The following is a 16,382-nucleotide window of genomic DNA, read 5'->3' on the forward strand; positions in this document are numbered from 1 at the left end:
CGGCCCTAGCCGAGCCAGACCGTCGTGTCCGGTCCCAGCAGCCCGTCCTCCAACGGGCTGCTGGTCAGCAGCACCTCCCCGGCCGGCAGCGGGGCCGCCGTGTCCGACAGGTTGGTGACACACCGCCAGCCCTCGTGGCGGACGAAGTCCAGCACGCCGGCCGGGCCCGCCTCCGTCCAGGTGAGCTCCTCACCCTGGAGGAGCTTGCGGCGCAGGCGCAGGGCGGTGCGGTACAGCTCCAGCGTGGAGCCCTCGACACCGTCCTGGGCCTCGACGGCGTACTCGGCGAACCACTCCGGCTGCGGCAGCCAGGCACCGGCCCCGCCGAAGCCGTACGACGGACCGCTCCGCGTCCACGGCAGCGGCACCCGGCACCCGTCGCGCCCCTTGCGGACCCGGCCCGTCTGCTCCCAGATCGGGTCCTGGAGCACCTCGAAGGGCAGGTCGGCGACCTCGGGCAGACCGAGTTCCTCGCCCTGGTAGACGTACGACGATCCCGGCAGCGCCAGCATCAGCAGCGTGGCCGCGCGAGCGCGCCGCAGGCCCCGGGCGAGGTCGATCGCGGGCGCGTGGCCGCCGGACAGCAGCCAGGCGTTCTCGTCGGTGCCCGGCGGCAGGACGAGGCGGGAGGCATGCCGTACGACGTCGTGGTTGGAGAGCACCCAGGTGGCCGAGGCGTGGGCCGCGCGGGCGGTGGCGAGGGACTCGGTGATGGCCTGGCGCAGCTCGCCGGCGTCCCAGGCGGTCTGGAGGTACTCGAAGTTGAAGGCCTGGCCGAGTTCGTCCGCGCGGGCGTACAGCGCGCGGCGCGGGCCCGGGACCCAGGCCTCGGCGACGGCCGTACGCGGCGGGGTGTAGGAATCGAGGATGGTGCGCCAGTCGCGGTAGATCTCGTGGACCTCGTCGCGGTCCCAGTAGGGGTGGCTGCCCGGCTCCAGCCGGTCCAGGGCCTCCTCGGCGACGCCGGGCAGGTCCCCGAGGTCACGCAGGGGCTCGGTCAGGTCCTTGGCCAGGGCGTGGGCCACGTCCACGCGGAAGCCGTCGACCCCGCGGTCGGACCAGAAGCGCAGGGTGGTGCGGAAGTCCTCGCGGACCTCGGGGTGCGACCAGTCCAGGTCGGGCTGCTCGGGGGCGAACAGATGCAGGTACCACTGCCCGTCGGGGACCCGCCGCCAGGCGCTGCCGCCGAAGACGGACTGCCAGTCGGTGGGCGGGAGTTCGCCGTGCGCCCCGCGCCCGTCACGGAAGACGTACCGCTCCCGGGCCGCCGATCCGGGGTCGGCGGCGAGGGCCTCCTGGAACCAGACGTGCTGGTGGGAGGTGTGGTTCGGGACGAGGTCGACGATCACTTTCAGGCCGAGCCGGTGGGCCTCGGCGACCATGGCGTCGAAGTCGTCGAGGGTGCCCAGGCGCGGGTCGACGTTCCGGTAGTCGGTGACGTCGTAGCCGCCGTCGGCGAGTTCGGAGGGGTAGAAGGGGCTCAGCCACAGGGCGTCGGCGCCGAGGGCGGCCAGGTGGGTGAGGCGCTGGGTGACGCCCCTGAGGTCCCCGAGGCCGTCACCGTCGGCGTCGGCGAAACTGCGGGGATAGACCTGGTAGACGACGGCCTGCCGCCACCAGTCGGGGTCGTTGCCGGAGAGGTCGGGCGAGGGGTCGGGCGTGGTGGTGCGGGCGGTCACGCGGGCTCCTCTGCAATGCGGGTGCGATGAAATTCAGGAAGGCGACAAAGGGGATATCTGTCCACCTCTCCAGAAAAGTGAACCTGGGTTTTCCGGAGTTGATCGTTCCTGGTGTGTCGAAATTGTGATGGCCGCCGAACCGGCCATGTATCACCGCAGGTTGACAGCATTCCGCAAGGAGATCCACGATGTGTGAACACCGTGGCGCATGTGACCAATGGGCCCAGTGTTTCTGATGCTTGCTGTTACCACTCACTCTCATCCTGACGGGATACGTATGTCCATAGCGAGACGTGTCACCATGCGGCGCCTGTTGGGGACGGGCGCCGCGACGCTCGCCTTCTCCGCCGCCCTCGCCTCCGTCGCCTCCGCCTCCGACTGCCCCGGCGGCAAGGGCTGGGACAACGGCGGCAGCTACAAGCCCGGTACGGGCGCCGGCTCCAAGACCGAGACCGACCGCTGCGAGTTCTCCCTCGACGGCAAGAACTTCGCCTCGGTCAAGGTCGACGACCTGAACCTGAAGCCGACCGAGGACGGCAAGGTCCACGTCAAGGTCCGCGCGGCGGGCGACGCGTCCACCTGCACCGCCTCCCTCGCGTCCTACCGTGCCCACGGCCCCACCTTCGCCACCTCCGGTGAGCAGGTCTTCCACGACTTCGACACCGTGACCGTCAAGGCCGGCTCCGTCGACTCCCTCGACATCTCGATCCCGGACCTCGGCTGCTACGCGCAGATCGACCTCTACCGGGGCAACACGAAGTTCGACGGCAAGCTCGACGCCAACGACGGCTTCACGCACGGCGACCTCCCCAAGGGCCCGGACCACCCGGTCATCAAGGACAAGCTGATCGCGGCCTGGAACGGCGGCACGAAGGACTGCACGACCACGCAGACCACGCCCCCGGCGACCCCGCCGGCCTCGGAGAGCACGCCCCCGGCCTCGGAGTCGACCCCGCCGGCCTCCGAGTCCACCCCGCCGGCGTCCGAGAGCACGCCCCCGGCGTCCGAGACCCCGGGCACCGGCACCCCGACCCCCTCGGCCTCGGAGTCCACCACGTCTCCGGCCGCCCCCACGCCGAACGGCGGCGGCGGTGACAACCTCGCCGAGACCGGCGCCAGCAGCAACACCCCGCTGATCGCGGGCGGTGCGGCGGTGCTGCTCGCGGGTGGCGCGGGCATCGTGCTCGCCACGCGTCGCCGCAAGGCCTCGCGCGCCTGACCCTTTCCACCGCCTTTCCACTGACAGGGCCGTCCCATCCTTCGGGGTGCGGGCGGCCCTTTCGGTGTCTGCCGCGTCTTCTGCGTCTGTCGCGTCTTCTGACTGCGTCTGCCGCGTCTTCTGCGCCCGGGCCGTCAGTGCAGGGTGGGCCGGTAGACGAGCTCCTGGATGTTCCCGTCGAGCGTCCGGCTCTCCAGCAGCTCCAGGTCGAAGTCGGCCGCGCCCCGGAAGACCGGGTCGAGGCCGCTCCGGCCGGTGATGACGGGGAAGACCGTCACCTGCACCCGGTCGACCAGACCCGCGGCCATCAGGGCCCGGTTCATCGCCAGGCTGCCGTGCGAACGCAACGGCACCTCGGACTCCTTCTTGAGCCGGGCGACGACGTCCACGGCGTCACCGCTCACGACGGTCGCGTCCGGCCAGCCGAGAGTGTCCTCCAGGGTCCGCGAGACCACCGTCGTCGGCAGGTTCCGCATCCGGGTGACCCAGGGGTCCCGTACGTCGTCCCCCTCGCTGCTCTCGGCCAGCATCCGCGCGAACGCCCGGTAGGTGGTGGCCCCGAAGACCATCCGCTGCTCCGCGCCGTACAGGGCGTCGCGGTGCTCCAGCAGCTCGGGGCCCTGCTTGCCCCAGTAGCCGCTCCAGTCGCCGCCGGCGGCGCCGTAGCCGTCGAGGCTGGAGAAGACGTCGAAGGTGTAGGTGGCGGTCATGTCGCTCTCCGGTCCTCTGGATGGATTCTCGTCACGCGGTAGACCCGGGCCGCCTGCGGAACTCATCGCCGCGCCCCGTATCCGGCGGGCCATGGCCCAGAAAATCGAACACATGATTGAATCCAGGCATGCGATCGTTCCCCGACGACCTCGCCCGGGCCCAGCGCGAGTGGAGTGCCACCTACCGGCAGCTCGCCGAGCACCCCGGCCGCACGGAGCTGCGCCGACGCCTGCACCGGCTGTCGGCCCAGGTGTTCTTCCATCCCCACTGGCAGCGCGGGCGCCCCCGTCCCGCCGAGTGGTGGGAGCTGCGTGACCTGGCCCGCGCGGGCACCGGGAACACGGCCGAACGGCTCGACCGATGACGGACCGAAATGCGGGACCGTACGCCCCGGACGATCCTGAAGACATGTCCGGACCGATCCGCGTGATCGTGCACCCCCCGTCCCCCACCGGCGGCCGCCGCGTACGCGTGGACGGCGAGATCCTGGGCCTCGCCCACAACCTGACCGACGTCGCGGAGTTCCTCCGCCGCGCCGGACTGGAGATCGACGCGGCGGAGGTGGCCCAGGTGGCGTGGATCGACTGGCGGGGCGGGGGGCCGGAGCAGTGGGGGGCGCAGGGCTGACGGGCGGCGTGGTCAGTGGCCTCGCCCAGTGCCACGGCTGATCGAGGGCGAGCAGCGCCGCTCCTGCGAGGGGCCCCTCAGCCGAGGAGTCCGCGGATCGCCGCCGCGAGGTTGAACACGGCCGGCATGAGGAAGACGGCGCCGGCGCCGATCCACACGCAACCCGCGGTGCGGTGCCCCCGGCTGGGGGGCGATGGCGGGATGAGCCGGTCGGTGGTCCTCATCGTCTCGCTCGGGGCCGGCGCGTTGCGTCCGGTGCGGCGCTGCCGTCGGCCCAGCCAGATGAAGACGGTCGCGGCCATGGCCGTGAAGGCGGCGAGTTGAAGATGCTCACCCGGTGTGTCGGCACCGGCGAGCGTCACGACCAGGTACGACAAGACACCCCTCCCCAAAGATCACGACGCATGGATCAGGTGGATCACCTCACCATCGCACGATCGTGTCAGGCGAGTTGCGGCGAACCCTCTGGACGGAGCCCGGCGCACCCCGCCGCCGGGCTCCCCCCACGCCCCTGTAGCTTCACGGCATGCCCATGATGTCCGACGTGGTTCTCGGCGCCCTCGGTGTCCTCGCCACGCTGCTGGCCGTGATCAACACCGTGCAGGTCTTCCTCGGCCGCCAACTCGTCAGGCCGTCGGCGAGCAGGCGCCGGGCTCCCCAGCTGCGGGCGGAGTCGGCCGCCGCGGCCGTCACCATGTGCGGAGTGGCCATGGGGTCCTTCGGCATCCTCGCGGGCGGCCTGTGGCCCCTCCCGGGCGCGGTGCTCACCGTGTGCGGCTGGTTCGCGCTCACAAGGGCCCGTCGCCGGTTCGGCGTTCCCCCGCGGAGCTAGCGGACCGGCACCTGCTTCCCTCACGACACCTGCTTCAACAGCCCCCGTACCTCGTCGTCCACCACCGAATACCGCACCACCCGCCCCTCCTTCTCCCCCGCGACGACCCCCGCCGCCCGCAGCAGCCGCAACGCCTGCGACACGGCCGGGTCGTTCATGCCCGTGGCGATCGCGAGGTCGGAGACCGCCAGGGGGCCGGTGCGGTGCAGGGCGAGGAGCAGGGACAGCCGATTGGGGTCGGCGAGGAGGGCGAAACGGTCGGACCAGGTGCGGACGTGTCCCGGGTCGCCGATCGCGGCGATGGCGTCGCACACCCGGTGCCCGTCGATGGTGCGGCGGTCGGCTCGGTCGGCCGGGACGAGGTGCATGGGGCACATCCTCGCAGGCGGTCGTATGTGATCTTCCATACCTGCGCAGGTGTGCAGCTATGCAGGAACCCCCGCCCCCGCCTACGGTGGTCGGGCCGTGGTGCTCGGGAAGCCGGTGACGACCCCTCAAAGGTCCATTCCGGTGCGGCCCTCGCCACTGTGATCGGGGAGTTTCCCTCCCACGTCCCTCGCGGGACAGCCACTGGCCGTCACCATCAGGCCGGGAAGGCGGGCAGGGAAACGCACGACCCGTAAGCCAGGAGACCGGCCACGGCAGCTCACGCGTTCATCCACGAGGTGCTGGAGTGACCACCGTATGACCGATCCTGCCCTGCCCGAGGTCTCCGCTTCGTTCCGCTGGCGGCGCGAGGACACGGTCAAGACGGCCGGCCTGATGGCCGCCATAGCCGCGCTGCACGTCCTCGCCTTCGGCATCCTGTTCCTGCTCGTCGTCCCGGGCCACTACGAGGTCGGCGACAAGGCCTTCGGTATCGGCCTCGGCATCACCGCCTACACGCTCGGTATGCGGCACGCCTTCGACGCGGACCACATCGCCGCGATCGACAACACCACCCGCAAGCTGATGGCCGACGGCAAGCGGCCGGTGTCGGTGGGGTTCTGGTTCGCGCTCGGGCACTCCAGCGTCGTGGTCGTGCTCGCCGCGCTCATCGCGGGCGGCACCCAGCTCGCCGGCAAGGTCATGAACGAGGGCTCCAGCACCCACCAGGTCCTGGGCTTCCTCGGTACGACGATCTCCGGGACGTTCCTCTACCTCATCGCCGCCCTCAACCTGGTCGCCCTGCTGGGCATCCTGAAGGTCTTCCGGGCGATGCGGGCGGGGTCGTACGACGAGAAGGAGCTGGAGCAGCATCTCGACTCGCGCGGCTTCATGAACCGGATCCTCGGGCGGCTCACCAAGTCCATCACCCGGCCGGGGCAGATGTTCCCGCTGGGCTTCCTGTTCGGGCTCGGCTTCGACACCGCCACCGAGGTCACGCTGATGGTGATGGCCGGGTCGGGCGCGGCGGCCGGACTCCCCTGGTACGCGATCCTCTGCCTTCCCCTCCTCTTCGCGGCCGGCATGAGCCTGTTCGACACCCTCGACGGCACCTTCATGAACTTCGCCTACCAGTGGGCCTTCTCCAACCCCGTCCGCAAGGTCTTCTACAACCTCGCCATCACCGGCTTGTCCATCGCGGTCGCCTTCTTCATCGGCACGATCGAGCTCGTCGGCGTCCTGCACGACAAGTTCGACCTCACCGACGCCCTCACCACCTGGATCGCCGACATCGACCTCGACAACGTCGGCTACGTCATCGTCGGCCTGTTCGTGGTGGTGTGGGCGGCGGCGATCGCCTACTGGCGGCTCGCGAAGGTGGAACAGCGCTGGGGCGTCAGCGGTTCCTGAGCCACCCGGGTGGGGACCCGGGCGGGCACCCGGGCGGGGCCTCGGGTGGCTAGACCCCCTCCACCGCCGTCAGCCACAGCTTCACGTACCGCTCCACGTCCACGCCCAACCCCACGTCCACGAGGGTCACTTCGCGCTCGCCCTCGTGGATCTCGGACTCGCCGGGACGACGGCGGCGGTCGACGACGGTCTGGCCGCGGGTCGGGCCGGGGGCCAGGCTCACCTCCACCGGCAGCAGCTCGGTGGTCAGGCCGTCCGGGTCGACGACCGCGCACACCGCGCCCGCGTCGCCGAGGCCACCCATGGGGGTGGGGTCGCCGGAGGTGGCGGGGTCGCGGTGGGCGAGCAGTTCGCCCGCCATGCGCAGGGACGGCTCCGGACTCCGGCGCAGCCGCTGGACGTCGGCGGCCGGCACCAGGACCCGCTCGAAGACGTCCAGGCCGTACATCGTGATCGGCACCCCGGCGGTGAGCAGCACGGCGGCCGCCTCGGGGTCGTGCCAGACGTTGAACTCCGCGACCGGCGTGGCGTTCCCGGTCGCCACCGCGCCGCCCATGAACACGATCCGCTCGATGTTCCGCACCACTTCGGGGTGGGTGCGCAGGAGCAGCGCGATGTTGGTGAGCGGCGCGGTCGGGACGAGCGTCACGGGGGTGGGCGAGGCGAGGATCTCCCGCCGGAGCAGCGTCACCGCGTCCACGTCCACCGCCACCCTGGTCGGCGCGGGCAGCCCGAGGTCCCCCATGCCGTCGAGCCCGTGCACATGCTGTGCGGTGCGCACGGGCTCGATCAGCGGCCGCTCGGCACCCCGGGCGACCGGGATGTCCCCCGCCCCGGCCTGCTCGAGCACGGTCAGCGTGTTGCGGACGACGCCGTCGACGTCGGTGTTCCCGGCGACACAGGTGACCGCGCGCAGGTCGATGCCGGGATGCCGTACGGCGAACAGCAGGGCCAGGGCGTCGTCGACACCGGTGTCGCAGTCGATGATCACCGGGATGGGCTGACCGGTCACGGCGGGGGTCCTTTCGTCACTGGCGTACGTCGCTGACGTACGGGACCGACCTTACGCAGCCGCCCAGAGTTCGGCCCCGCGATCACCGTCCCGGGCGCCGATCCTCTCCAGCAGCTCGCCGACCGGCACGGCTCCCGGCCTACGGCCGTCCCGCAGCCGTACGGCCGCACAGTCCGCGCCGGCCTCCCGCTCGCCGATCACCGCCTGGTACGGCACCAGGCGCGCGGCACGGATCCGGGCGCCGAGGGTGCCGTCGCCGGGGCCGGCGAGTTCGGCCCGGATGCCGCGCGCTTCGGCCCGCCGTACGACGTCCAGGGCCCGCTCCTCCTGCGCCTCGGACACCGGCAGGACCACCAGCTGCACGGGGGCGAGCCACACCGGGAACGCGCCGCCGTGCGCCTCGACGAGATGCGCGACCGCCCGTTCCACGCTGCCGATGATGCTGCGGTGGACCATCACCGGGCGGTGTCTGGCGCCGTCGGGGCCGATGTAGTGGAGGTCGAAGCGTTCGGGCTGGTGGAAGTCGATCTGGACGGTGGAGAGGGTGGACTCGCGGCCGGCGGGGTCGGTGATCTGCACGTCGATCTTGGGACCGTAGAAGGCCGCCTCGCCCTCCACGGACTCGAACTCGGCGCCGTCCAGGACCTCTTCGAGGAGGGCGGTGGCGCGGCGCCAGAGTTCCGGGTCGGGGACGTACTTGCCGTCGCCGTCGCCGTCGCCGCTCGGCAGGGACAGCCGGTACCGGCTCGCCCGGATGCCGAGGTCGTCGTAGGCGCGCCGGATGAGGCCGAGGGCGGCGCGGGCCTCGTCCACGGCCTGCTCCGGGGTGCAGAAGATGTGGGCGTCGTTGAGCTGGATGGAACGGACGCGGGTGAGACCACCGAGGACACCGGACAGCTCGGACCGGTACATGCCGCCCAACTCCGCGATCCTGAGCGGGAGTTCACGATAACTGTGCGCCCTCGACCGGTAGATGAGCGCGTGGTGCGGGCAGAGGCTGGGCCGCAGGACCACCTCCTCGCCGCCCAGCCGCATCGGCGGGAACATGTCCTCGCTGTAGTGGTCCCAGTGCCCGGAGATCTCGTACAGCTCCCGCTTCCCGAGCACGGGCGAGTACACGTGCCGGTACCCGGCGGCCCGCTCCGCCTCCCTGACGTACTCCTCCAGGACATGCCGTACGACGGCCCCGTCGGGCAGCCAGTACGGCAGCCCCGCGCCCATCAGCGGGTCGGTGTCGAACAGGCCGAGCTCACGGCCGAGTCGGCGGTGGTCGTGCTGGGGATCGCTGGGGTTCAGGGGGTGCATGGGGTGCATGGGGTGCATGGGGTTCTCCTCGCGGCGGGGGGCGAGGAACCGACGGGAACGACAAAACCCCGGGGCACTCGCCCCGGGGCTTCGGACTGCGTCAGCTGTCAGCGCGCCGGGACCTGCTCCGGCGTCGTCGTGATCGACGGGAGGGGGATGACGATGGCTCGGTCGCGCTGCATGGGGTGAGGGTAGGGGGTGGGGTGGGGGTGGGGCGAGGGGTTTTCCGTACGTGTCACACCCCCGGTCGGCTGTTCGCCTGCGAGGGGGCCGGCGGAGCTGCGTCGAGTACGGTGTCCAGCATGGCGCGTGATGCCTGAAGGGCCTCGATCTCCTGTGTCATCCGCCGCCGTTCGCCTTCGAGCCGGCGGACCAGGTCCGGACACGTGGGGACCAGGTGGTTGCTGTCGTCGGCAACACAGGGCAGGACTTGAGCGATCACCGTGGTGGAGAGGCCGGCCGTCAGGAGGCTGCGGATACGGCGCACCGTCTCCACGTCTGCGTCGCTGTACTCCCGGTATCCGCTGGGACGTCGGGCCGGGGCGAGCAGCCCCTGCTGTTCGTAGTAGCGCAGGAGTCGTTCGTGCACTCCAGTCCGCTGGACCATCTCCTTCATACGCATGGGACGCTGCCTCTCCCGGCGACTTGACTCTGACACCGGTGTCGGAGTTTAGCGTCGGATCCATGAGTGCTGAGCAGGCCGTTCTCGAACGGAATCTTGATGTGTACGTGCAGGGCAGCGGCCCTGCCCTGCTGCTGGCGCACGGTGCCGGCGGCGGTATCGAAGGCAACTTCGGGCTGGTGCTCGACGATCTGGCGCGGGATCACACGCTGATCGGTCCGCACTACCCAGGAGCGGGCGGCACACCGGTCGCAACGGAACCGCTCGATCCCGACGAGCTCGCAGACGCCCTTGTCGCCTCCGCTGTGGCACGCGGGCACGAGACGTTCGCCATCCTCGGAGAGTCCCTGGGAACCGCCCTCGCGGTGCGCGCCGCGACCCGCCATCCCGAACGGGTGACAGGACTGGTGCTCACGGCAGGGTTTCCCGTGGCCGATCCGGTCCTCGCACACGCCTCCCGGCTGATCGCCCTTCTCGGCAAGGCGGGCGAGTGGGAGGAGGTGGCCCGGCTGGCTTTCCTGGCGTGCCTGTCCGAGAGCCAGTTGAACGGGCTGTCGCCGGCCGACGTGGAGGAGGCGGTGGCGCAGGTGGAGGCCTCGATGCCTCCCGGCATGCTCGACCACTTCGACCTTGTCTCCCGCGTGGACGTCCGCGGCGACCTCACCGACGTGGCGGCCCCCGCCCTCGTGTTCGCGCCGACGGGAGACCGGCTGGTGCTCCCGGAGAGTTCCCGCCGCCTCGCTGCGGGAATCCAGGGGGCCACGCTGATCGAACTGCCCGGAGCAGGGCACATCCTCGACGCGGACAACCGGGCGCTCTGGCTCGGCCACGTACGCCGTTTCCTCGCGTCTCCCGGCCCTGTTTCCGCATGACCGCTACGGACGCGCAGGGCCGGGCCGTCGCGCCGTGCGATCCCGTGGGAAAGCACCGCGGCGGCCTGGCCGTCCTTGCCCTGGCCACCTTCATCGTGGTCACCACGGAGATGCTCCCTGTCGGTCTGCTGTCCGCGATCAGTACGAGTCTGGAGGTGTCCGAGTCCCAGACGGGGACGCTGCTCACCGCCTATGCCTTCACGGTGGCAGTGACGGCGACCGCGTTGACTTCCTGGACCGCGAGCTGGCCGAGGAAGCGTCTTCTTCTCACGGTCGTGGGGATCTTCGCCGCGGGAGCGGTCCTCTCCGGCGCGGCGACGAATTTCGCGCTGCTGGCTGTCGCACGGCTCGTCTGCGGTGCCGCGCACGGCGTGTTCTGGTCCATCGTGGCCGGTTACGCCGCGGCCCTCGCCCCTCCGGAACGACCGGGCCGGGCAACGGCGGTCGTCTTCGCCGGAAACTCCGGAGCACTGGTCCTCGGCGTCCCCCTGACCGCTGCGCTGGGCGACGCCGTGGGCTGGCGAGCAGCCTTCTGGCTGGTGGCCTTCGCCGCGCTGCTGACGCTGGCAGTGGCCATGCGGGTGCTTCCTCCGGTTCCAGGAAATCCACCAGGAGCCGGCCGAGGCCCTCATGCACTGCGCCTGCCTGGTCTCCTTCCGCTGGTGATGACCACGATGGTGCTCGTGCTTGGCCACTTCACGCTGTACAGCTATGTCACCCCACTGCTCCACAGCATGGGGATACCGGCCGGCGCCGGAGTGAGCGCACTCCTGGCGACGTACGGCGCAACAGGGATCGGCGGCACGTGGCTTGCGGGTCTCTGGGTGGACCGCGCGCCGTCCGCCGCCATATTCGGAACCACTGGAGCGATGGCGCTGGCGATCGGCCTGTTGGCATGCGGAGCTTCGCTGACGCCCGTCGCCGTCGCGGCTGTCGCCGTCTGGGGGATGGCCTTCGCAGCCGCACCGGTGTGCTTGCAGGCGACAGTTCTGCGCATCGCCAGCCCGGCTCGCGACACAGCCTCGTCCTGGTACGTCGCCGCCTTCAATCTGGGAATCGGTGGAGGTGCCCTGGCTGGTGGCGCTGCGCTTGCCATCGCCGGAGTCCGAGCGCTCGGCTGGGTGGCGCTCGCAGCGGTCTCCCTGGCCGCGGCGACAGCGTGGCGCTCAAGCAGACACTGGCCCACGCAGGACCGGAACGTCGCGCTCTGACGTCGACGGGACATGAGTTGCGCAGACCGGGGTGGTCGGGCAGCGGTCCCTGGTCGTCCAGAGGATGAGCAGGAGTCGCGGGAGCTCGGATCTCAGCACGAAACGCGGGACCCGGTGCCCCCCGCTTCCCCTCCACGCGTGCCCACCCCCCGCACCACCGCCACCGCCCCGAGCGCGGCCGTCAGGCCCAGCGCGGTCTGGGGGGTGAAGGGTTCGTCGAACATCAGGGTGCCCCAGACGGCGGTGACCGGGGCCATGAGGAACATGAGGGTGTTGACCTCGGTGACTCCGGAGCGCTGCAGGACGAGCCAGTACAGGCCGTAGCCGCCGAAGGTGGACAGGGTCACGAGCCAGATCGTGGCCAGCCAGAAGGATCCGGTGGCGGGCGGGGTCGCGGTGCCGGTCGTCAACGCCGCGGCTGTGAAGACGAGGGCGCTGGTGGCGCAGTGGACGGTCATCGACACGGCCGGGGTCACCGGGGTGCGGGAGCGCCGGTCGAGGAAGGTGGCCGCGACCAGCGAGAGCATGCCGGCGAAGGGGACGAGGTAGGTCCACCAGGCCACGCCCGTGGTCGAGGCGGCGTCGGCCATGGTGACCAGGGCGACTCCGCCGAGGCCCAGGCACAGGCCCAGCCACTGCCGGGCCGACACGTACTCGCGCAGCAGCGGACCGGCGAGTGCTCCCGCGACCAGCGGCTGGGTGCCGTCGATCAGGGCCGTCGTACCGCTGGAGACGCCGAGCTGGATGGCGTAGTAGACGGTGAGCAGGTAGCCGCTCTGGGAGAGCAGCCCGATCAGGGCCTGCCGTGCGAGGTCGCGGGGTGTCAGGGTGCGCCATGCGGCCGGGCCCCGGTGCGCGGCGAACGCTGCCAGGACGGCCGCCAGTGGCAGGAACCGCCACATCAGGAGCGTCATCGCACCGGCGTCCTGCGTGCCCAGCTTGGCGCCGACGAATCCCGAGCTCCAGCACACGACGAAGGCGGCGGAGAGCAGGACGTTCATGAAGGTCACCACCCGTGACTAAACAGATCTGTATACGTCCTTGCCGTGACCACTATACAGATCGGTATAGTCGGGAGGGTGGGAGACAGTACACAGCGGGTACGGCGGATCACCATGACCCCGGGCGCCCGCCGCGCCCTCTCGGCGGCGTCCCGGCTGTTCTACGAGCGCGGCATCCACGCGGTCGGCGTGGACCTGATCGCCGCCGAGGCCGGGGTGACCAAGAAGACGCTCTACGACCGGTTCGGCTCCAAGGAGCAGATCGTCGTGGAGTACCTCGCCGACCGGGACGAGCGCTGGCGGACGTATCTCATGGAGCGCCTCGAGGCGGCGGGGCCGGGGGCCGTCGACCGGGTCCGTGCGGTCTTCGAGGCCTCTCGGGAGTGGATGGACGACAACAGCCCCAAGGGGTGCGCCATGGTCAACGCCCACGCCGAGATCAGCGATCCCGCCCACCCGGCGTACGCGATCATCACCGAGCAGAAACGGTGGATGCTCCGCCTCTTCACCGAACTGGCCCCCGACCACGCCCGTACCCTGATGCTGCTCCACGAGGGCGCGCTGGTCGCCCACGGGCTGCGCAGCTTCCCCGATCCGATCGGGTTCGCGTGCGGGGAGGCGACGGGGCTCGTCGGACGGGACCGGTCGCAGGGCAGAGCCGACCGGGACGACGTCACTCCATCGACGTGAGAAGGCGGTCGAGTGTCCGGCGCCCCAGTTCGCTCATCGTCGGATTGCTCTCGACGTAGTACCAGACGAGACCCATCGCCTGCTCGAACGCCCAGGCCTTGCCGCGCTCCCATTCCAGATCGTCACAGTCCAGTGCCCGCCGGAGCACTTCGCGCGGACCTGGCCGCAACAGATGCCAGGCGCTGACCAGATCCAGTGCGGGGTCGGCCGGGCCGTACCCGCCCGTGTCGAGTACGCCGCCGAGCCGGTCCCCCGCGACCAGGACGTTGCCGGGGATCAGGTCGCCATGGCTCATCACGTCGGCACCCTTGCGGGGCAGTTCCCGAAAGCGGGCCCACAGCCGACGCAGCCGGGGCATGTCGAGCAGCCCCTCGCTCTCCTCGAAGCACCTCGCCATCCAGTCGTCGTGGTGAGCGAGAACACCGCCACGGCCCTCGCCGCCGAAGGGGCGCCCTCGCGTCTCGGCCTTCCGCAGGGCCGCGATGAAGACCGCGAGATCCTCGGCGAAGGCGTACGACCCGCTCGGGTCGGCATCCGAGGCGACCGTTCCCGGCAGCCATGTCTGGACCGACCACGGCATGGGGTAACCCGCTCCGGGCGCTCCCAGGGCGACGGGTTCCGGAACGGGAAACGGGGATGTCCGCGCCAGCTCCGCACTCGCCCGGGCTTCCTGTTCCAGTACCGCCAGCACCTCGCCGGCGTCGGCCTGCCGCAGGGGGAAGCGCGCCGAAAGGTCGTCCCCGATACGGAAGATGGCGTTGACCGTCCCGGCCGACGGCAGGGGCCGGATCGTCCTGCCACTCCACCGGGGGAACTGTTCCCGGACCAGAGCGGCAACGGTTTCGGCCGTCACGTCCACTTGGTCAGCGTGCATGGTCATCCCAGGAAGCAGACCAGAACGACCCGGACGACGGCCAGTGATTATCGGCTGTCCGCGCTTAACCCATACGGCCCGGACCGCTGGTGACCTCCGTGAACCCGGTGATCACTTGAAGCATGACCCCGCCCCGCGCCGCCCGCGTCGCCACCCCCGTCCTCGTCCTGTCCGGGCTCCTCGCCGCCACCGGCTGTTCCGCGCTCTCCACTCCTCCCACCGCTCCGAAGCCGCCCATCACCCGGCCCAGCAGCGCGCCTCCGCCGTCTCCGAAGGCGTCTCCCGCCGCGTCCTCGGCCCTCACCGAGGCCATGGCGCAGGCCGCGCTCGTCACCGACGCGGATCTCGGGGAGCCGTGGACGCCGGCCCAGGGCGTGGCCACCTGGCACGACGGGGTGCTGAAGGCGAAGGCCGACCGGCGGGGGTGCCAGCGGCTGCTGGACGCGCTGTACGCGGACGAGCTGTTCGGGGCCGACGCCCAGCCGCGGGCGGTCGTCGGGATGGACGACGAGTGGAACCAGGCGCAGATGCGGTACCAGGTGCTCGCGCGGCCGCCGGCGGAGATCGACAGGACGCTCGCCTGGCTCAGGAGCCTTCCGCGCACCTGCGCGCAGTTCGCGGCCACCACGATCACCGGGGCCGTCCTGGGGGTGCAGGTCACCGACCTGCCGTTGCCGGAGGCAGGGGACGACCGGCAGGGGCTGCGGGTGCTGCTGACCGGGCAGTCGCAGGACGGCGAACCGACGACGCTCACGCTCGATGTCGCCGCGCTCCGGGTGGGGGACGACGCGATCAGTGTGACCAACGGCGGCTTCGGCGACGTACTGACGGACGCCACGCAGGCCGCCGTACAGCTGGGCGCCGAGCGGCTGACGGAGGTGCGGCGGCGGGGGCGGGTGCAGGTCTGAACGGGGGCGGACCCCGGTGAGTCGAGTCGCTCAGTCCCGGTCGAACCGCTTGCGGTGCCGGACCACGTCGTGCGCCACCTCGAGCGCGGTGCGGTTGTGCGAGAAGGCGTGCGCGCGCAGCCGGGCCAGCGCCTCGTCCGAGTCCACCCCGAGCTGCACCATGATCATGCCGACGGCCTGGTACACCTCGTCGTGCGCGGTGCCCAGGCCGCTGAGCCAGGGGTCGTCGTCCCCGGGGCCGTTCTCCTCCCCCCGGGGCAGGGACATCAGCGCCACCGTCATGACACCGGCCACGAGTTCGGCGACGCGCAGCTCACGCCGGGTGAGTTCGCCGGGGTCGTCCCGGTAGAGGTCGAGGGTGCCGACGCACACGGTGTCGTTGCCGAGGGGCATGGAGTACACCGCCCGTATCCCGGCGGCGGTGGCCTGCTGGGCGAAGACCGGCCAGCGGCCCTGGTCCCGGCCGGACGTCAGATCGGTGGCGAACACGGCGGCGCCCGACCCCGCGGCCGATGTGCAGGGCCCGTCGCCCAGGGTGGCCTGGATGTCCGACAGGTGCGCGGCCCGGTCGCTGCTGGCGCTCAGCTGGACCGGCATGCCGTCGCTGCGCAGCGACACACTCGCACCGGTCACCGGCAGCAGCTCGACGGCGGCCACGCACAGCTTGCCGAGGATCTCGGCGGGGGTGGCACCCCGCACCTCCGCCGCGATCACATCGGAGGCCCGCAGGTGGTGGGGGTCGTCCCGGGCCTGGTGGTCCTGACCGGCTCCGGGCCGCCCGGCCTCGTCCCCGCGTCCGGACCCACGCTCCCTCTCGGCCTCCCGCTGACTCCCGGCGCCGGCTTCACCGCCCGCCCTGGGGAACGGACCTGGCTCGTCGCCGTGGGCGTCGCCGGGATCCTCCCTGGGCCGCACGGTCACCGCCTCCTTGGGTCAGCGCGGGGCTGTCCGCCGTCGGTCCCCGAGCAGGCTCACCGTGAGCCGGGGGCGCCGCTCGTGGCGTGGCCGCCCAGGGGCACCGCCCGGCTACCCCTCGTCCACCG

General features: G+C 71.4%; 19 protein-coding genes and 1 riboswitch. Of the genes, 9 read left to right on the plus strand and 10 right to left on the minus strand.

The genetic code is table 11. From position 1 onward, the window contains the following. Nucleotides 1-5: 5 nt before the first annotated feature. Nucleotides 6-1,679, minus strand: a complete 1,674-nt coding sequence (locus ACFYZ8_RS32310; protein WP_388538850.1) for a glycoside hydrolase family 13 protein — start codon at nucleotides 1,677-1,679, stop codon at nucleotides 6-8. Between the two features lie 277 nt (nucleotides 1,680-1,956). On the opposite strand from ACFYZ8_RS32310, the gene ACFYZ8_RS32315 reads away from it, so the two are divergent. Beyond that, complete coding sequence (locus ACFYZ8_RS32315) at nucleotides 1,957-2,898, plus strand: LAETG motif-containing sortase-dependent surface protein (RefSeq protein WP_389050167.1); 942 nt, start codon at nucleotides 1,957-1,959, stop codon at nucleotides 2,896-2,898. Nucleotides 2,899-3,032: 134 nt separating this feature from the next. On the opposite strand, the gene ACFYZ8_RS32320 is transcribed toward ACFYZ8_RS32315, so the two are convergent. After that, the gene (locus ACFYZ8_RS32320; RefSeq protein ID WP_359033293.1) at nucleotides 3,033-3,608 is read right to left on the minus strand and encodes a dihydrofolate reductase family protein; all 576 of its coding nucleotides are present in this window, start codon (nucleotides 3,606-3,608) and stop codon (nucleotides 3,033-3,035) included. Nucleotides 3,609-3,736: 128 nt separating this feature from the next. Here ACFYZ8_RS32320 and ACFYZ8_RS32325 point away from each other — a divergent pair, with 128 nt between their 5' ends. Both ACFYZ8_RS32325 and ACFYZ8_RS32330 read left to right on the plus strand, forming a co-directional pair. Then, entirely contained in the window at nucleotides 3,737-3,973 is a 237-nt protein-coding gene (locus ACFYZ8_RS32325; RefSeq protein ID WP_359033291.1) for a hypothetical protein, read from the plus strand. 44 nt (nucleotides 3,974-4,017) lie between these two features. Then, entirely contained in the window at nucleotides 4,018-4,236 is a 219-nt protein-coding gene (locus tag ACFYZ8_RS32330; protein WP_359033289.1) for a hypothetical protein, read from the plus strand. A gap of 77 nt (nucleotides 4,237-4,313) precedes the next feature. On the opposite strand, the gene ACFYZ8_RS32335 is transcribed toward ACFYZ8_RS32330, so the two are convergent. Further along, nucleotides 4,314-4,613 carry a hypothetical protein gene (locus tag ACFYZ8_RS32335; protein WP_388538853.1) on the minus strand — a complete coding sequence of 100 codons (300 nt, stop codon included), beginning with the start codon at nucleotides 4,611-4,613 and terminating at the stop codon, nucleotides 4,314-4,316. 149 nt (nucleotides 4,614-4,762) lie between these two features. On the opposite strand from ACFYZ8_RS32335, the gene ACFYZ8_RS32340 reads away from it, so the two are divergent. Continuing rightward, nucleotides 4,763-5,068, plus strand: a complete 306-nt coding sequence (locus ACFYZ8_RS32340) for a hypothetical protein (protein WP_388538855.1) — start codon at nucleotides 4,763-4,765, stop codon at nucleotides 5,066-5,068. Between the two features lie 20 nt (nucleotides 5,069-5,088). Here ACFYZ8_RS32340 and ACFYZ8_RS32345 read toward each other — a convergent pair whose 3' ends face one another. Next, nucleotides 5,089-5,436 (minus strand): ArsR/SmtB family transcription factor, encoded by a 348-nt coding sequence (locus ACFYZ8_RS32345; RefSeq protein ID WP_388538857.1) that lies wholly within the window; start codon nucleotides 5,434-5,436, stop codon nucleotides 5,089-5,091. Nucleotides 5,437-5,517: 81 nt separating this feature from the next. After that, nucleotides 5,518-5,724: riboswitch (cobalamin riboswitch) on the plus strand. Between the two features lie 28 nt (nucleotides 5,725-5,752). Here ACFYZ8_RS32345 and ACFYZ8_RS32350 point away from each other — a divergent pair. Next, nucleotides 5,753-6,844 carry a HoxN/HupN/NixA family nickel/cobalt transporter gene (locus ACFYZ8_RS32350; RefSeq protein ID WP_359033281.1) on the plus strand — a complete coding sequence of 364 codons (1,092 nt, stop codon included), beginning with the start codon at nucleotides 5,753-5,755 and terminating at the stop codon, nucleotides 6,842-6,844. 49 nt (nucleotides 6,845-6,893) lie between these two features. Here ACFYZ8_RS32350 and ACFYZ8_RS32355 read toward each other — a convergent pair whose 3' ends face one another. The 3 genes from ACFYZ8_RS32355 to ACFYZ8_RS32365 all read right to left on the minus strand — a co-directional run bounded on the left by ACFYZ8_RS32355 (nucleotide 6,894) and on the right by ACFYZ8_RS32365 (nucleotide 9,783). Further along, nucleotides 6,894-7,856, minus strand: a complete 963-nt coding sequence (locus tag ACFYZ8_RS32355; RefSeq protein ID WP_359033279.1) for a nucleoside hydrolase — start codon at nucleotides 7,854-7,856, stop codon at nucleotides 6,894-6,896. 51 nt (nucleotides 7,857-7,907) lie between these two features. Beyond that, a complete protein-coding gene (gene thrS, locus ACFYZ8_RS32360; RefSeq protein ID WP_388538860.1) occupies nucleotides 7,908-9,179 on the minus strand; it encodes a threonine--tRNA ligase in 1,272 nt (423 codons plus the stop codon). 217 nt (nucleotides 9,180-9,396) lie between these two features. Next, on the minus strand, nucleotides 9,397-9,783 hold the full coding sequence (locus ACFYZ8_RS32365) for a MerR family transcriptional regulator (protein ID WP_359033276.1): 387 nt from the start codon (nucleotides 9,781-9,783) through the stop codon (nucleotides 9,397-9,399). A gap of 62 nt (nucleotides 9,784-9,845) precedes the next feature. On the opposite strand from ACFYZ8_RS32365, the gene ACFYZ8_RS32370 reads away from it, so the two are divergent. Both ACFYZ8_RS32370 and ACFYZ8_RS32375 read left to right on the plus strand, forming a co-directional pair. Then, a complete protein-coding gene (locus ACFYZ8_RS32370; protein WP_359033275.1) occupies nucleotides 9,846-10,655 on the plus strand; it encodes an alpha/beta hydrolase in 810 nt (269 codons plus the stop codon). Next, nucleotides 10,652-11,866 carry an MFS transporter gene (locus tag ACFYZ8_RS32375; protein WP_388538862.1) on the plus strand — a complete coding sequence of 405 codons (1,215 nt, stop codon included), beginning with the start codon at nucleotides 10,652-10,654 and terminating at the stop codon, nucleotides 11,864-11,866. The genes ACFYZ8_RS32370 and ACFYZ8_RS32375 overlap by 4 nt, the downstream gene beginning before the upstream one ends. A gap of 92 nt (nucleotides 11,867-11,958) precedes the next feature. Here the strand turns inward: ACFYZ8_RS32375 and ACFYZ8_RS32380 are convergent, their stop codons facing one another. Then, a complete protein-coding gene (locus ACFYZ8_RS32380) occupies nucleotides 11,959-12,867 on the minus strand; it encodes a DMT family transporter (RefSeq protein ID WP_359033271.1) in 909 nt (302 codons plus the stop codon). 114 nt (nucleotides 12,868-12,981) lie between these two features. On the opposite strand from ACFYZ8_RS32380, the gene ACFYZ8_RS32385 reads away from it, so the two are divergent. Continuing rightward, the gene (locus ACFYZ8_RS32385) at nucleotides 12,982-13,557 is read left to right on the plus strand and encodes a TetR/AcrR family transcriptional regulator (RefSeq protein ID WP_388539098.1); all 576 of its coding nucleotides are present in this window, start codon (nucleotides 12,982-12,984) and stop codon (nucleotides 13,555-13,557) included. Here the strand turns inward: ACFYZ8_RS32385 and ACFYZ8_RS32390 are convergent. Beyond that, nucleotides 13,541-14,437 carry an aminoglycoside phosphotransferase family protein gene (locus ACFYZ8_RS32390; protein WP_388538864.1) on the minus strand — a complete coding sequence of 299 codons (897 nt, stop codon included), beginning with the start codon at nucleotides 14,435-14,437 and terminating at the stop codon, nucleotides 13,541-13,543. The genes ACFYZ8_RS32385 and ACFYZ8_RS32390 overlap by 17 nt on opposite strands. A gap of 116 nt (nucleotides 14,438-14,553) precedes the next feature. Between ACFYZ8_RS32390 and ACFYZ8_RS32395 the strand changes: the two genes are divergently transcribed. Then, complete coding sequence (locus tag ACFYZ8_RS32395) at nucleotides 14,554-15,339, plus strand: hypothetical protein (RefSeq protein ID WP_388538865.1); 786 nt, start codon at nucleotides 14,554-14,556, stop codon at nucleotides 15,337-15,339. Between the two features lie 30 nt (nucleotides 15,340-15,369). Here the strand turns inward: ACFYZ8_RS32395 and ACFYZ8_RS32400 are convergent, their stop codons facing one another. Beyond that, nucleotides 15,370-16,260, minus strand: coding sequence for a GAF and ANTAR domain-containing protein (locus tag ACFYZ8_RS32400; RefSeq protein WP_388538867.1), 891 nt, complete (start codon nucleotides 16,258-16,260; stop codon nucleotides 15,370-15,372). Nucleotides 16,261-16,382 lie beyond the last annotated feature (122 nt).

This window comes from Streptomyces sp. NPDC001668, from assembly GCF_042893155.1.
Classification (GTDB): domain Bacteria; phylum Actinomycetota; class Actinomycetes; order Streptomycetales; family Streptomycetaceae; genus Streptomyces.

Bases quoted from the DNA above. Each gene is read 5' to 3' on its own strand.
- ACFYZ8_RS32345 (WP_388538857.1), bottom strand. From the start codon at position 5,436: ATGCACCTCGTCCCGGCCGACCGAGCCGACCGCCGCACCATCGACGGG.
- ACFYZ8_RS32325 (WP_359033291.1), top strand. From the start codon at position 3,737: ATGCGATCGTTCCCCGACGACCTCGCCCGGGCCCAGCGCGAGTGGAGT.
- ACFYZ8_RS32340 (WP_388538855.1), top strand. From the start codon at position 4,763: ATGCCCATGATGTCCGACGTGGTTCTCGGCGCCCTCGGTGTCCTCGCC.
- ACFYZ8_RS32320 (WP_359033293.1), bottom strand. From the start codon at position 3,608: ATGACCGCCACCTACACCTTCGACGTCTTCTCCAGCCTCGACGGCTAC.
- thrS (WP_388538860.1), bottom strand. From the start codon at position 9,179: ATGCACCCCATGCACCCCATGCACCCCCTGAACCCCAGCGATCCCCAG.
- ACFYZ8_RS32380 (WP_359033271.1), bottom strand. From the start codon at position 12,867: ATGAACGTCCTGCTCTCCGCCGCCTTCGTCGTGTGCTGGAGCTCGGGA.
- ACFYZ8_RS32370 (WP_359033275.1), top strand. From the start codon at position 9,846: ATGAGTGCTGAGCAGGCCGTTCTCGAACGGAATCTTGATGTGTACGTG.
- ACFYZ8_RS32315 (WP_389050167.1), top strand. From the start codon at position 1,957: ATGTCCATAGCGAGACGTGTCACCATGCGGCGCCTGTTGGGGACGGGC.
- ACFYZ8_RS32375 (WP_388538862.1), top strand. From the start codon at position 10,652: ATGACCGCTACGGACGCGCAGGGCCGGGCCGTCGCGCCGTGCGATCCC.
- ACFYZ8_RS32330 (WP_359033289.1), top strand. From the start codon at position 4,018: ATGTCCGGACCGATCCGCGTGATCGTGCACCCCCCGTCCCCCACCGGC.
- ACFYZ8_RS32395 (WP_388538865.1), top strand. From the start codon at position 14,554: ATGACCCCGCCCCGCGCCGCCCGCGTCGCCACCCCCGTCCTCGTCCTG.
- ACFYZ8_RS32390 (WP_388538864.1), bottom strand. From the start codon at position 14,437: ATGACCATGCACGCTGACCAAGTGGACGTGACGGCCGAAACCGTTGCC.
- ACFYZ8_RS32365 (WP_359033276.1), bottom strand. From the start codon at position 9,783: ATGCGTATGAAGGAGATGGTCCAGCGGACTGGAGTGCACGAACGACTC.
- ACFYZ8_RS32350 (WP_359033281.1), top strand. From the start codon at position 5,753: ATGACCGATCCTGCCCTGCCCGAGGTCTCCGCTTCGTTCCGCTGGCGG.
- ACFYZ8_RS32385 (WP_388539098.1), top strand. From the start codon at position 12,982: ATGACCCCGGGCGCCCGCCGCGCCCTCTCGGCGGCGTCCCGGCTGTTC.